Origin of the sequence: Pseudomonas sp. ANT_J28, from assembly GCF_008370005.1 — a bacterium.
GTDB lineage: Bacteria > Pseudomonadota > Gammaproteobacteria > Pseudomonadales > Pseudomonadaceae > Aquipseudomonas > Aquipseudomonas frigoris.
In genome coordinates, this window is record NZ_VOBM01000003.1 from 152,885 (window position 1) to 166,265 (window position 13,381).

Genomic DNA, 13,381 nt, shown 5'->3' on the forward strand with positions numbered 1-13,381 from the left:
GTATGACACGGATCTAATGTGGGAGCGGGCTTGCTCGCGAAGGCCGCACCTCGGTTCATTTGCATTAAGCCACCAATAGGCGCAACGCCTTTTCTTTCAAGAGACGAAGATCAATCACCGGCACCGCCATTTCCTTGGCCTGCTCATCCCACTGCCGCATCCGCAAACTCACCGCACATAACGGATCCTGCTCGAAAGCTTCAGCCTCTTCAGCGGTCATCACTCCGCCCTGATATTCCAGAGTGCGGCGACTGGCTTCGCTCAATCTCTCGTAATACCCAGGCTCTTTCAGCGTCAGATAACGCTTGGCCTGAACGTGGTATTCCACAAGCCGCGCCATGCGCTCGCTGAAACCTGCGCGTCGTAAATAATCCGCGCCCAACCGTTCGTGACTGACCACGCCGAAGCCGCCCATGGTCTCGGCGCTCTCGGCGCAGATATGCCCGATGTCGTGGAAGAACGCGGCCAGCACCACTTCGTCATCGAAGCCCTCGGCCATGGCCAGTTCGGCGACCTGTGACATGTGCTCGATCTGCGACACCGGCTCGCCGATGTAATCGCTGTCGCCAAAGCGCTCGTATAACGCGAACACCTCGGCGATCACTTGCTCATTGCGGTCCATCAACGCTCTCCCAACAACGTCGCTACGTTGCGTTCAGCCATCGCCGGCCCGACGCTCATGCCGACACCGGTGTGCATCAGTGCCACGCTCACACCCGGCATCGGACGCAGAAACGAGAATGGCCCCGGTCCCCGCGAACCATAGACACCCTGCCAGCGTTCCACCACTTGCACCTTGCAACCCAACGTCTGCTCGGCCAGTTCAATCATCCAGTTGTCCACTTGCTCGGCATTGAATGGCGACGGGGCGCTGCCGTAATGGTGGGAGTCGCCGATGATCAATTCACCATACGGCGTCGGACTGATCAGCAGGTGAATGCCGTTTTCATGCAGATGCGGTTCCTCTCGCAGGATGTGCGCCTGCACCGCCGCCGCTTCCGGCAGGTCGGCGAAAGCGCCGTAGTGCACGCAACTCAAACCGGTGAGCAGCGCGTGTTGCAGGTTGAGGTTGATCTGCGGTCGAGCGCGGAGCATTTGCAGGCGGCAGATTTGCGGGTTGAGCTCGGCGATTGGCTCGGCCAGCAGCGTCTGATAATCGTGGCCGGAACAGACGATGATCTGTTCGGCACTGAAGGATCCGGCGGTGCTGTGCAAGCGGCCGGGCTCGATGTCGCGCACCAGGGTGGAGAAGTGAAACGCGACGCCAAGTTCGCGGTGCAGGTAGTCGATCAACGCCGGAATCGCTTCGCGCGAATACAACTGCTGATCGTCCATTCCGTGCAACGCGGCGCGATGATGGCTGAACTGGCCGCCGTACAAGTCGCGCAATGCAGCGCCGCGCAGCAAGTCGACGCGGTAGCCGTGTTCCACGGCGCGACCGGAGCAGAAGGCTTCCAGCAGGTGTTCTTCGGCTTCGGTGCGGGCGAACAGGTACGAGCCGTTGCGCTTGAGTTGCAGACCGGCGAGTTGTGCCCATTGGCCCCAGATCTCGCGGCTGGCTTTGGCCAGTTCGAGCATCGGGCCCGGTGGTTGGCCGGTGACCAGTGCCTGACCGAAGTTTCGTACCGAGGCACCCAAAGGCGTTTCGCTGCGTTCGAAAACGGTGACTTTGAGACCGCGTTTGGCGGCGGCGTAAGCGTGGGACAGGCCGAGGATACCTGCGCCGACGATCAGCATGTCGTTGTGTTGTGTCATTAAGAGATGCCCCAAAATCTGAACCGCCTTCGCGAGCAAGCCCGCTCCCACATTTGATCTTTGTCATTCACAAATTTAGTGTCCGCTAGAGATCGAGTGTGGGAGCGGGCTTGCTCGGGAAGGGGCCCTGTCAGCCGATGAAAATCTTACTTGGCAACCACTTTCTCGGACTTGCCGTCATAGCGTTTGCGCCATTCGGTCAGGATTTCATCGCGATTCTTCGAAGCCCAGGCAAAGTCGTTCTTGATCAAACGCTGCTCATAATCCGCCGGCAATTCGGTTTGCGGCTTGGCGATACCCGGTTGCGCGAGCACCGCGAAGTTCTCTTTATACAGCTCCATCGCTGCAGGGCTTGCCGAGAAGTCAGCCAGTTTCTTCGCCGCGTCTTCATGCGGTGTGCCCTTGATCACAGCCGTCGCTTCGATCTCCCAGCCCAGGCCTTCTTTCGGCAGGATGATGTCCAGTGGCGCACCTTGGCGTTTCAGTTGAACGGCCGGGTACTCGAAGGAAATGCCGATCGGGAATTCACCCGCCGCCGCCAGCTTGCACGGCTTGGAACCGGAGTGAACGTACTGGCCGATGTTCTGGTGCAGGCCATCCATGTAGGCCCAGCCCTGCTTCTCGCCGAAGGTTTGCAGCCAGGCGCTGACGTCGAGGAAACCGGTGCCGGACGAGGCCGGGTTGGGCATGACGATCTTGCCTTTGTACTCAGGCTTGGTCAGGTCCTGCCAGCTCACGGGTTTGCTCAAACCCTGTTTTTCGGCTTCGACAGTGTTGAAGCAAATCGTCGCGGCCCAGACGTCCATGCCGACCCAGGCCGGAGGGTTGGCGGCGTCGCGGTAGTTGCCGCCAATCTTGCCCAGGTCCTTCGGCGCGTAGCTTTGCAGCATGCCTTGCTGATCGAGTATCGCCAGGCTCGAAGCGGCCAGGCCCCAGACTGCATCAGCCTGCGGACGGGCTTTTTCCGCCAGCAGCTTGGCGGTAATGATGCCGGTGGAGTCGCGCACCCACTTGATCTCGACGTCCGGGTTGGCCTTTTCGAAGGCTTCTTTGTAGGTCTTCAGTTGTTCGGCTTCGAGGGCGGTGTACACCGTCAACTCGGTTTTCGCCGCGAAGGCGTTCAGGCTGAAAGCGGTGAGGACAGCAGCGGCCAGGGCCAGGGGCTTGAACATGATCTTTTCCTGTTTGAGTTGAAGGCTTTTGGGTTGAGGAGCGGGGAATCAATGACCAGGCGCGGTCTGCCGCCAGGCCTGGGAGCGGCGCAACAAACCGCGCGAAGCCCAGGCCAGCAGCAGGGACACGCCCGCCGAGGTGAACAGAATCAGGGTCGACATCGCCGCCGCGCCGCCGACGTTGCCGGCATCGTCCATGTTCAGCACCGCCACCGCCGCGAGGATGGTGTCGGGGCTGTAGAGGAAGATCGCCGCTGACACGGTGGTCATGGCCGAGACGAACAGGTAGCGCACGATGTCCAGCAGCGCCGGCAGGCAGATCGGCACGGTGACGCGCAGGTAGTGCCGATACAGCGGCGCCTTGAGCGACAGCGCGGCGGCTTCGAACTCGGCATCGAGTTGGCGCAGCGCCGTGGTGGCGGTCATTTGCGCGGTGGTCAAATAGTGAGCAATGGTGCAGACCACCAGCAGGGTCATGGTCCCGTAGAGCACATGCAGCGGGTTGCCGCTGAGGTTGAAGAAAAAGACGTAACCCAGGCCCAGTACCAGACCCGGCACCGCCATCGGTACGAAACTGAGCATGCGCAGTGTCAGATTCAGCCCGCGCTGGCCCTTGGTTTTTTCCATCAGGTAGGCGCCGGTGAAGATCAGCACGCTGCCGATCAACGCCGTGCACAGCGCCATCTTCACGCTGTTGCCGTAGGCCAGCCAGCCGCCACCCGCCGTGTCGTTGAACTGGTAATGGTTGAGCGACAGCGACAGGTTGTACGGCCAGAATTTTACCAGCGACGAGTACACCGCCATGCCGAACACCAGCAGCAACACCGCGCAGATCAGCAGCACGATGGCCAGGTAGCAGCCGTCCCGCAGTTTCGACGGTGCCGGTTGAAACACCTGAGCCCGGCCGCTCATGGAATCGCCGTGACGCCGACGCAGCCAGGCGTCGACCCCAAAACTGAACAGCGCTGGCAGCAGCAGGACCATGCCGATCAACGCGCCGCGACCGAATTGTTGTTGGCCGACCACGGCTTTGTAGGCTTCCAGCGCCAGCACTTGATAATCGCCACCGACCACTACGGGCACGCCGAAGTCGGTGATGGTCAGGGTGAACACCAGACAGAACGCCGCGAACACAGCCTGACGCGTTGCCGGCCAAGTGATGCTGCGAAAGGCTTTCGCCGGACTGGCGCCCATGCTGGAGGCGGCATCGAACAGTCGCGCATCCGCCAGGGAGAGCGCCGACAGCAGAATCATCAACGCATGTGGGAAGGTGTAGATAACCTCGCCCAGCACGATGCCCCAGAAACCGTAGATATTGTCCGAGAGCAAACCGCGCAACATGCCCTGGTTGCCGAACAGATAAACCAGCGCAATGCCCGGCAACATCGACGGCGCCATCAGTGGCAACAGCGACATCCCACGCCAGATGCCTTTGCCCGGTATCAATGTGCGTTGCAGGGCGTAGGCAAACAGGTAGGCCAGCGGTACGACAATCGCCGCAACGCTGAGGGAAACTTTCAGGCTATTGCCGAGCAACCAGTGGAAATTCGCACTGGTCACCAATTCACGGGCAGCCACCAGACCGCCGCCCTGCCCGGCTTCCGGGCTGAAACCGCGCCAGAAAATCGCCAGCAACGGCATCAGTACCGCAACGCCAAGCAACACCAGCAAAAGGACTTTGCCGCCGACCACGAACACCCGGTCGCCGATCTCGGCACGGGAGGTCTGCCGAACCTGCTTGTGCGGTATCGGCAGCGCGAGGTTCGCGCTCATCAGGCAAACACCTGCAGGCTGCGCGGTGGCAAGGCGACCATGATCTGTTGCGCGCCGAGGCGCGGCATGGCTTCTGGCGCCAGTTCCGCCAGCAGCGCATGACCCGGTAGTTGATCGAGTTCGAAGCTCATGCGGCAGCGGTTGCCGAGGAAGGTGATCTCGCGAACCTTGGCCGGGAACAGGTTTTCTTCAGGCGCGGGCGGGTTGACGTTGATCGCTTCCGGGCGGCAGAACAAACGTCCGGACGCGGTTTGGGCGCTGCCGTCGGCCAGGCGCAGGTTCATCCCGCCGACCTGAGCGTGGCTGTCGCTGCTGCGGCGGAACGGCAGCCAATTGCCCTGGCCGACGAACTCGGCCACAAACGGTGTGGCCGGGCGGTCGTAGATTTCCTGCGGCGTGGCGTATTGCTCGACCTTGCCGTTGTTCATCACGGCGATGCGGTCGGCCATCAGCATGGCTTCGTCCTGATTGTGCGTGACCATCAGGGTGGTGATGCCGAGGTTGCGCTGCAGTTGGCGCAGTTCGGTGCACAGGTGCTCGCGGACTCGGGCGTCGAGGGCCGACATCGGTTCGTCCAGCAGCAGCAACGAAGGTGCCGGCGCCAAGGCCCGAGCCAGTGCGACGCGCTGCTGTTGGCCGCCGGACAATTGGCCAGGGTACTTTTTCTCACTGCCGATCAGGCCGACCAGTTCCAGCATCTGACCGACGCGCTGGCGCACTTCATCGCGACCACTGCCGGCGAGGCCGTAGGCAATGTTCGCTTCGACGGTGAGATTGGGAAACAGCGCGTAGGACTGAAACAGAATGCCGTAGTCCCGCGCCTGGGGCGCCAGGTGGGAAACGTCGCGATCGCCGAGGTACAACTCGCCGCGGTCCTGTTTCTCAAGACCGGCGATGCAGCGCAGCAAGGTGGTTTTTCCGCAGCCCGACGGACCGAGCAGACACACCAGTTCACCAGCCGCCACTTCGAGGGAAACGTTATCCAGCGCGGTAAAGGCGCCGAAGCGTTTCTGCACACCGCGCACTTTCATCGGGGCGCCGGGGTTGGTCAGGGCAGTTGCGATCGAGTGGTTCATGGACAGTCCTCATCAAGCAGATGAAGGCCATCCTAGATTTGTAATGCGTCCGACATGTGGCAGTGAGGCAAAAACGGCTGATAGTGGTATTCAAGGATTTGGGTTGGAGTTATGGGTTGTCTGGTCTGGCGCCTTCGCGAGCAAGCCCGCTCCCACATTTTGGAATGCGTTCCCCCTGTGGGAGCGGGCTTGCTCGCGAAGAGGCCCGCACAGTCAGCGCAACTCTCAAACCGGAGCCATTTCCTGCGCCAACCCAAGAAACGCCGCCGGCAGCCGTGCGCCTTTTCGCTCTTTGAGGCAGTACAAATACTCGGGAATCTGCGGCGCATTCTCGATGGTCAGCACGCGCAGTTGCGGATCATGCGGCACTTCCTGCCGGGCAATGATGCTGATGCCGATATTGCGCAACACCGCCTCACGGATCGACTCACGGCTGCCAATCTCCAACAACGGCCCGAAACTCACCCCCGCGCTGGCCAGCAATTCCTCGGTCAGGCGTCGAGTGGTCGAACCCGATTCGCGCATCAATAACGTATGCCCGGCCAATGCACTCAGAGGAACATGGTCGTGAACCGCCAGCGGATGATTGCGATGCACCGCCAGCACCAGCGGATCACTGCCGAGCACCCGGCGAATCAGCCGTGCATCGTCGAGCAATTGCGACGACGCCGCGACATCTACCCGGTAATCCTCCAGCGCTTCAAGCACCTGCTGGGAATTACCGATTTCCACCGACACCTCCACCTGCGGCAAGCGCTCGCGAAAGGTCTTCACCAGATCGAGGATGTAATACGGCGCGGTCGCGGCGATGCGCAACGTGCCCTGGACCTGTCCGCTGTTACGCAGGAAAAACTCGATGTCGGCTTCCTGCTGCAACAGCGCCTTGACCATCGGCAGCAACCGCGCGCCTTCATCGCTGACACTGAGGCGGCGGCCGCCACGGTAGAACAGTTCAACCGAGTACTGACTTTCCAGATTGCGGATCTGCGTCGTCACCGTGGGTTGGCTCAGGCCGAGTTTTTTCGCCGCCAGGGTAATGCTGCCCAGGCGGGCAACCATGTAAAACGCCTTCAGTTCGGCACTCAGCACACCCTTTCCTCATCGTCTATTTGCGCAACAGACGCAAACCGTTAAACACCACCAACAAGCTCACGCCCATGTCGGCGAACACCGCCATCCACATGGTGGCGATCCCGGCGAAGGTTACCCCAAGAAAGATCGCTTTGATGACCAATGCCAGGGCAATGTTCTGTTTGAGGATGCTGGAGGTCTGCCGAGAGAGCCGGATAAAGGTCGGGATTTTGCGCAGATCGTCGTCCATCAGGGCGACATCGGCGGTTTCGATGGCGGTATCCGTGCCGGCCGCCGCCATGGCAAAACCGATCTCGGCTCGCGCCAGCGCCGGAGCGTCGTTGATGCCGTCGCCGACCATACCGACGATATGGCCCTGTGCATAAAGGGCGTCGATGGCTTGCAGCTTGTCGGTCGGCAGCAGATCGCCCTTGGCCTCGTCGATGCCGACTTGCGCGGCAATCGCCTGAGCGGTGTGGACGTTGTCGCCGGTCAGCATCAGGGTTTTGATGCCCAGGTCGTGCAGTTGCTGGATCGCCTCGCGGCTGGACTCTTTTACGGTGTCGGCCACGGCGAACAGCGCCAGCGGGCCGGACTTGTCGAGCAGCAGCACCACGGACTTGCCCTGTTTCTCCAGCGCGAACAGCTTTTCCTCCAGTGCAGGCGAGCACAGGTTCAGTTCTTCCACTAAACGGTGATTACCCAAGTGGTAAACATGACCGTTAATTTCGCCGCGTACACCGCGACCGGCCAGCGCTTCGAAGTTATCCACAATCAGCGGCGCGAGTTGTTTATCCACAGCCGCGTTGGCAATGGCCAAGGACACCGGGTGATCGGAGCGACCGGCCAGCGCCGCCGCAATGCCTGGGGCCGATTCGTCGGCAGTCGGATCAAGGGACAAGTAATCCGTCTGCACCGGTTTGCCGTGTGTGATCGTGCCGGTCTTGTCCAAGGCCAGATAGTCGAGCTTGTAACCGCCCTCCAGATAAACGCCGCCCTTCACCAGAATCCCTCTGCGCGCCGCTGCCGCGAGTCCGCTGACGATGGTCACCGGGGTGGAAATCACCAGAGCACATGGGCACGCAACCACCAACAACACCAACGCCCGGTAAATCCAGTCGAACCACACAGCGCCCATGAACAGCGGTGGAATTACCGCGACGGCAAGGGCCAGGATGAACACCGCCGGCGTATAGATTTTCGAGAAGCTGTCGACGAAACGCTGGGTCGGTGCCCGTGCGCCCTGAGCCTGTTCGACGGCGTGGATGATCCGCGCCAGGGTGGAGTTGTTGGCCGCAGCGGTTACCGAGTACTCCAGGGAGCCGGCCTGGTTGATGGTCCCGGCGAAAACCTTGTCACCAACAGTCTTCTCAACCGGCAGACTTTCGCCGGTGATCGGCGCCTGATCGATGGTTGAACTGCCCGCCACCACTTCACCGTCCAGACCGATTCGCTCGCCGGGACGCACCCGCACTCGCGCACCGAGTTCGATGGTTTTGACGTCTTGCTCGATCCAACTGCCGTCGGCCTGCTGCACCGTGGCCTGTTCCGGGGTCATCTGCATCAGGCCGCCGATGGCGTTGCGCGCCCGATCCAGCGACTTGGCTTCGATCAACTCGGCCACGGTAAACAGGAACATCACCATCGCCGCTTCCGGCCACTGACCGATCAAAATCGCACCAGTCACCGCGATGCTCATCAGCGCGTTGATGTTCAGGTTGAGGTTCTTGAGCGCAATCCAGCCTTTCTTGTAAGTGGTGAGGCCGCCACTGAGGATTGAAATCAGCGCGATGATTGCCACCACCCAAGTCGGTGCGGCGTTGGTGAAGTGGATCACTTCTGCAGCAAGCGCGCCCACGCCGGACAGCGCCAGTGGCCACCAGTGCTTTTTCTCGGGGATTGGCGCTGGCGCTTCGGTGCCCTGCTCCATCGGTTCGGCCACCATGCCCAGCGACTTGATCGCCGCGATAATCGGCGCAGTGCTCGGCAGGTCATGGGTCACGCCCAGTACCCGATTGATCAGGTTGAACTCCAGTTGCTGCACACCCGCCAGCTTGCCCAGTTTGTTCTGGATCAGCGTCTGCTCGGTCGGGCAATCCATGGCGTCGATGCGAAAACTGCTCAGCCGTGCGCCGTCGGTCGGCTTATCGCTCAACTTGATCAGCGAAGGTGCTACCACTTTGGATGCACAGCAGGAATCACCGTGACTGCCATGGTCATGCTTCTGCACAGGCTGCAGCTTGTGGCTGTGATCGTGATCGTGATCAGCCGCGGGTTTGTGCGTGTGAAGGGAATCGCTCATTGGGTCGCGTCCGGAAAGGTGCCTGTTGCCAAGTAAAGACCCTGTAGCCACTATAGGGTCAAGCACCCTTTTGGAGATTGCCGTCATGAAGATCGGAGAACTGGCCAAACTCACCGACTGCGCCGTGGAAACCATTCGCTACTACGAGCGCGAAAATCTGCTGCCGGAGCCGGCCCGTAGCGACGGCAACTACCGCGTCTACACCCAGGCCCACGCCGAGCGCCTGACCTTCATCCGCAACTGCCGCACCCTCGACATGACGCTTGAGGAAATCCGCAGCCTGCTGGCCCTGCGTGACAGTCCGCAGGATCAGTGCGAAAGCGTGAATGCGTTGATTGACGAGCACATTCATCACGTGAAGGCGCGGATCGATGGGTTGATGGCGTTGCAGACACAACTACTCGACCTGCGCCAACGTTGTGGCGAGGGGCCGGATATTGATCAGTGCGGGATTTTGCAGCGGCTTGAAGTGAACGGCGGGGTTGTGGCGACGGAGGTGGAGCATTCCCATGTTGGCCGCAGTCACGGGCATTAAGAACACCGAAAATCAAATGTGGAGCGGGCTTGCTCGCGAATGCGTCGTGTCAGTCAACGATGATGTCGACTGGCATACCGCTTTCGCGAGCAAGCCCGCTCCCACATTTGGTCGGTGTTAAGGCTTAGACCGCCATCGGCGCGGTCATCGGCGCGTGGTGCTCGTAACCTTCCAGCGAGAAATCACTCGGCTCTATCAACTCCAGCCACTCCGGCTGATAAACACCCGTCTTGGCAAACTCCGGCACACGATCACTGATCACCAGTTTCGGCATCGCGAACGGCTCGCGCTTGAGCTGTTCATTCAGCATGTCCAAATGGTTTTCGTAGACGTGGGCATCACCGATGAAATAGGTGAACCAGCGCGGCGTGTAGCCGGTCAGCCGACCGACCAGGCTCAGCAGCGCGGCGCCTTCGGTGAGGTTGAACGGCGTGCCCAGGCCCAGGTCGTTCGAACGGATGTAGAGGGTCAAAGAAATCTCTTTGGTCTCGACGTTCGGGTGGAACTGGTACAGCAGATGGCACGGCGGCAGGGCCATTTCGTCGAGCTGGGCGACGTTCCAGCCGTGGAACAGAATGCGGCGGCTGCCCGGGTCTTTGATGATGGTGTCGACACACTGGCGGATCTGGTCGATCGCCTTGTACAGAACGACGTAGGCCTGGCCGTCTTCTTCGCCTTCGGCGATTTGGCGGTAGCCCTGACTCAGGGTCTGTTCGATGGCGGCCTGATTGCTGACCGGAATCTGCTTGTACGCCGGCCATTTGCGCCATTGCACGCCGTAGATCTCGCCAAGGTCGTCTTCGCCCTGGCGGAACGGGTTGGCCAGCCACTGGGCGTTTTCGTTGGCGTTCTGATCCCAGACCTTGCAGCCCAAGGCACGGAACTCGGCGGCGTTGTTCACCCCGCGCAGAAAACCACACATCTCGCCGATGGCCGATTTGAAGGCCATCTTGCGCGTGGTGATCGCCGGGAAACCTTCCTTCAGGTCATAACGCAGCATCGCGCCAGGGAAGCTGATGGTGTTCACGCCGGTGCGGTTGGCCTGTTTGGTGCCGTTCTTGATGACGTGGGCGACCAGTTCGAGATATTGCTTCATGAGTTACCTGTGTCCTTGAACCCGGGACCGTCGCCCCGGGGTTCGAATTTATACGGCCGCCGCTGGAGCCGCCGGAGCGCGGTGATACGCCAGCCAGATCAGGTACAGACCGCCGACGATCATCGGTACGCACAGCACCTGACCCATGGTCAGCCAGTTCCAGGCCAGATAGCCCAGTTGCGCGTCCGGTACGCGGACGAATTCGACGATGAAACGGAAGATGCCATAGAACAGCGCGAACATCCCGGACACCGCCATGGTCGGCCGCGGCTTGCGCGAGAACAACCAGAGAATGGCGAACAGCGCCACGCCTTCGAGGGCGAACTGATACAGCTGCGACGGGTGACGCGCCAGTTGCGCCGGATCGGTCGGGAAGACCATCGCCCACGGCACATCGGTGGCCTTGCCCCACAACTCGGCGTTGATGAAGTTGCCGATACGTCCGGCGCCCAGACCGATCGGCACCATCGGTGCAACGAAGTCCATCAGTTGGAAGAACGACTTGCCGTTCTTTTTACCGAACCACAACGCGGCCAACATCACGCCGATGAACCCGCCGTGGAACGACATACCGCCCTTCCACACTTCAAAGATCAACAGCGGGTTGGCGATGTAAGCACTCAGATCGTAGAACAGCACATAGCCCAAGCGGCCGCCGACAATGACCCCCATCGACATCCAGAACACCATGTCGGAGAGTTTCTCTTTACTCCAGGTCGGGTCGAAGCGGTTCAACCGGCTCGACGCCAGCAGCCAGGCGCCACCGATGCCGATCAGGTACATCAAGCCGTACCAGTGGATTTTCAGCGGACCGATGGCCAATGCCACCGGGTCGATCTGCGGGTAAGGCAGCATTGCGACTCCTCGTTAGAGTTGAAACCTTTAAAATTCCCGGGCGACGCTGTCACGCCAGGATTAAGCCAGGATTGCGCTGCGTCAGAGCAGGAAATTCAGGCCAACGCAGAACAGCAAAGCGGCGAACAGTCTTTTCAGCAACTTCGGCGACAGGCTGTGGGCCAGTCGTGCGCCGAGGCGGGCGAAGAACATGCTGGCCAGGGCGATCCCCAGCAACGCCGGCAAATAAACAAAACCGAGACTATGGGCCGGCAGCAATGGATCGTGCCAGCCCAGAATCATGAAAAATAACGCACTGGACAAGGCAATCGGCAGGCCGCAGGCGGATGAAGTCGCCACCGCTTGCTGCATCGGTACGCTGCGCCAGGTCAGGAACGGCACCGTCAGCGAGCCGCCGCCAATCCCGAAAATCGCCGAGGCCCAGCCAATCACACTGCCGGCCATGGTCAGACCGACTTTACCCGGCACCGTTCGACTGGCCTTGGGTTTGAAATCCAGTGCCAGTTGCGCGGCGATGACCAAGGCGAAGACGCCAATGATTTTCTGCAGGTTGGGCCCGGAAATCGCCTCCGCCGTCAGCGCCCCAAAACCGGCGCCGATGAGAATACCGAGCGTCATCCAGGCAAAAATCGGCCAACGCACGGCACCGCGACGGTGATGTTCGCGAATCGCATTGACCGAGGTAAATATGATTGTCGCCAGGGACGTGCCGACCGCCAGGTGCGTGAGGATCGACGGATCGAACCCTTGCAGCTTGAAACTGTAGACCAGCACCGGAACGATAATGATCCCGCCGCCGACCCCGAACAGCCCGGCCAGCACGCCTGCACAGGCGCCCAGCGCCAGATAGAGCAGAAATTCCATGCGCATCCCCAAATGAGAGCGGCATGGTAACGGATGCATGGCCTCAAGCTCCACTGGATGGCGATGGATACCCACACGATGACTGAGTAGAGTGGGCAGAAAACACACAAGGACTACCTTATGTGCCTGATTGTTTTCGCTTGGCGACCGGGTCACGCCCAGCCGCTGATCGTGGCGGCCAACCGTGACGAATTCTATGCCCGGCCCAGCCTGCCGTTGGCGCAATGGCCCGAAGCACCGCACGTGCATGCCGGTCGCGATCTGGAGGCCGGAGGCACCTGGCTCGGTGTTGGCGCCCATGGACGCTTCGCTGCGTTGACCAATATCCGCGATCCGCATCAGCCGCCCGCGCGCAAGTCGCGAGGCGAGCTGGTGGCACGATTTCTTAGCGGGGATATGCCGATAGATGACTATTTGAGCGACGTTGTTGCACGTTCGCTGGAATATTCCGGATTTAATCTGCTGATCGGTAATGCCAACGAACTATGGCACTTCAATGCCCGGGAGACTGAGGCGGTGATGCTGCCACCGGGGGTGTATGGGTTGTCGAACGCGGGGCTGGATACGCCGTGGCCGAAACTGCTCAAGGCGCGGGCAGCGCTGGAGGAAGTGCTGGACGATCCGCAACCTCAGGCTTTATTGGCGTTGCTGAATGATCCGCAGGCGGCACCATTTACCGAACTGCCGGATACCGGGGTCGGGTTGGCCACCGAGACGTTGCTGTCGAGTGTGTTTATTGCCAGTCCGACTTATGGGACGCGAGCGAGTACGGCGCTGATTGTTCAGGCGGATGGGACGCGGTGGATGGTTGAACGGAGTTTCGGGCCGTATGGCGGGCATTTGGGGGAAGTGGAAATCAGGGTTTAGCGCTGTCAGGACTGA

General features: G+C 60.7%; 12 protein-coding genes. 2 read left to right on the plus strand and 10 right to left on the minus strand.

Annotation, left to right across the window (positions count from 1 at the left end):
* Positions 1-64: 64 nt before the first annotated feature.
* The 7 genes from FQ187_RS02905 to FQ187_RS02940 all read right to left on the minus strand — a co-directional run bounded on the left by FQ187_RS02905 (position 65) and on the right by FQ187_RS02940 (position 9,149).
* Complete coding sequence (locus FQ187_RS02905) at positions 65-622, minus strand: phosphonate degradation HD-domain oxygenase (protein WP_149628337.1); 558 nt, start codon at positions 620-622, stop codon at positions 65-67.
* Positions 622-1,755: a TIGR03364 family FAD-dependent oxidoreductase gene (locus FQ187_RS02910; RefSeq protein ID WP_149628338.1), complete on the minus strand. Its 1,134-nt coding sequence runs from the start codon at positions 1,753-1,755 to the stop codon at positions 622-624. Before FQ187_RS02910 ends, FQ187_RS02905 begins: the two co-directional genes overlap by 1 nt.
* A gap of 146 nt (positions 1,756-1,901) precedes the next feature.
* Positions 1,902-2,927, minus strand: a complete 1,026-nt coding sequence (locus tag FQ187_RS02915) for a putative 2-aminoethylphosphonate ABC transporter substrate-binding protein (protein ID WP_090178483.1) — start codon at positions 2,925-2,927, stop codon at positions 1,902-1,904.
* Positions 2,928-2,975: 48 nt separating this feature from the next.
* Entirely contained in the window at positions 2,976-4,700 is a 1,725-nt protein-coding gene (locus FQ187_RS02920; protein WP_149628339.1) for a putative 2-aminoethylphosphonate ABC transporter permease subunit, read from the minus strand.
* Positions 4,700-5,776: a putative 2-aminoethylphosphonate ABC transporter ATP-binding protein gene (locus tag FQ187_RS02925; RefSeq protein WP_149628340.1), complete on the minus strand. Its 1,077-nt coding sequence runs from the start codon at positions 5,774-5,776 to the stop codon at positions 4,700-4,702. The genes FQ187_RS02920 and FQ187_RS02925 overlap by 1 nt, the downstream gene beginning before the upstream one ends.
* Positions 5,777-6,001: 225 nt before the next feature.
* Positions 6,002-6,865, minus strand: a complete 864-nt coding sequence (locus FQ187_RS02935) for a LysR family transcriptional regulator (protein WP_134420738.1) — start codon at positions 6,863-6,865, stop codon at positions 6,002-6,004.
* A 16-nt stretch (positions 6,866-6,881) separates the two neighbouring features.
* Positions 6,882-9,149: a heavy metal translocating P-type ATPase gene (locus FQ187_RS02940; protein WP_149628342.1), complete on the minus strand. Its 2,268-nt coding sequence runs from the start codon at positions 9,147-9,149 to the stop codon at positions 6,882-6,884.
* Between the two features lie 85 nt (positions 9,150-9,234).
* Between FQ187_RS02940 and cadR the strand changes: the two genes are divergently transcribed.
* Positions 9,235-9,684 (plus strand): Cd(II)/Pb(II)-responsive transcriptional regulator, encoded by a 450-nt coding sequence (gene cadR / locus FQ187_RS02945; protein ID WP_129440262.1) that lies wholly within the window; start codon positions 9,235-9,237, stop codon positions 9,682-9,684.
* 124 nt (positions 9,685-9,808) lie between these two features.
* Here cadR and FQ187_RS02950 read toward each other — a convergent pair whose 3' ends face one another.
* The 3 genes from FQ187_RS02950 to FQ187_RS02960 all read right to left on the minus strand — a co-directional run bounded on the left by FQ187_RS02950 (position 9,809) and on the right by FQ187_RS02960 (position 12,499).
* Positions 9,809-10,780, minus strand: a complete 972-nt coding sequence (locus FQ187_RS02950; protein WP_149628343.1) for a thymidylate synthase — start codon at positions 10,778-10,780, stop codon at positions 9,809-9,811.
* Between the two features lie 48 nt (positions 10,781-10,828).
* Entirely contained in the window at positions 10,829-11,635 is an 807-nt protein-coding gene (gene lgt / locus FQ187_RS02955; protein ID WP_123368536.1) for a prolipoprotein diacylglyceryl transferase, read from the minus strand.
* Between the two features lie 81 nt (positions 11,636-11,716).
* Positions 11,717-12,499: a sulfite exporter TauE/SafE family protein gene (locus tag FQ187_RS02960; RefSeq protein WP_149628373.1), complete on the minus strand. Its 783-nt coding sequence runs from the start codon at positions 12,497-12,499 to the stop codon at positions 11,717-11,719.
* A 120-nt stretch (positions 12,500-12,619) separates the two neighbouring features.
* Between FQ187_RS02960 and FQ187_RS02965 the strand changes: the two genes are divergently transcribed.
* Complete coding sequence (locus tag FQ187_RS02965; protein WP_149628344.1) at positions 12,620-13,366, plus strand: NRDE family protein; 747 nt, start codon at positions 12,620-12,622, stop codon at positions 13,364-13,366.
* Positions 13,367-13,381: the final 15 nt, after the last annotated feature.

What these genes read in the sequence shown, in the direction of transcription:
- FQ187_RS02905 (WP_149628337.1), bottom strand. Translation starts at nt 622, where the DNA reads ATGGACCGCAATGAGCAAGTGATCGCCGAGGTGTTCGCGTTATACGAG.
- FQ187_RS02910 (WP_149628338.1), bottom strand. Translation starts at nt 1,755, where the DNA reads ATGACACAACACAACGACATGCTGATCGTCGGCGCAGGTATCCTCGGC.
- FQ187_RS02915 (WP_090178483.1), bottom strand. Translation starts at nt 2,927, where the DNA reads ATGTTCAAGCCCCTGGCCCTGGCCGCTGCTGTCCTCACCGCTTTCAGC.
- FQ187_RS02920 (WP_149628339.1), bottom strand. Translation starts at nt 4,700, where the DNA reads ATGAGCGCGAACCTCGCGCTGCCGATACCGCACAAGCAGGTTCGGCAG.
- FQ187_RS02925 (WP_149628340.1), bottom strand. Translation starts at nt 5,776, where the DNA reads ATGAACCACTCGATCGCAACTGCCCTGACCAACCCCGGCGCCCCGATG.
- FQ187_RS02940 (WP_149628342.1), bottom strand. Translation starts at nt 9,149, where the DNA reads ATGAGCGATTCCCTTCACACGCACAAACCCGCGGCTGATCACGATCAC.
- cadR (WP_129440262.1), top strand. Translation starts at nt 9,235, where the DNA reads ATGAAGATCGGAGAACTGGCCAAACTCACCGACTGCGCCGTGGAAACC.
- FQ187_RS02950 (WP_149628343.1), bottom strand. Translation starts at nt 10,780, where the DNA reads ATGAAGCAATATCTCGAACTGGTCGCCCACGTCATCAAGAACGGCACC.
- lgt (WP_123368536.1), bottom strand. Translation starts at nt 11,635, where the DNA reads ATGCTGCCTTACCCGCAGATCGACCCGGTGGCATTGGCCATCGGTCCG.
- FQ187_RS02960 (WP_149628373.1), bottom strand. Translation starts at nt 12,499, where the DNA reads ATGGAATTTCTGCTCTATCTGGCGCTGGGCGCCTGTGCAGGCGTGCTG.
- FQ187_RS02965 (WP_149628344.1), top strand. Translation starts at nt 12,620, where the DNA reads ATGTGCCTGATTGTTTTCGCTTGGCGACCGGGTCACGCCCAGCCGCTG.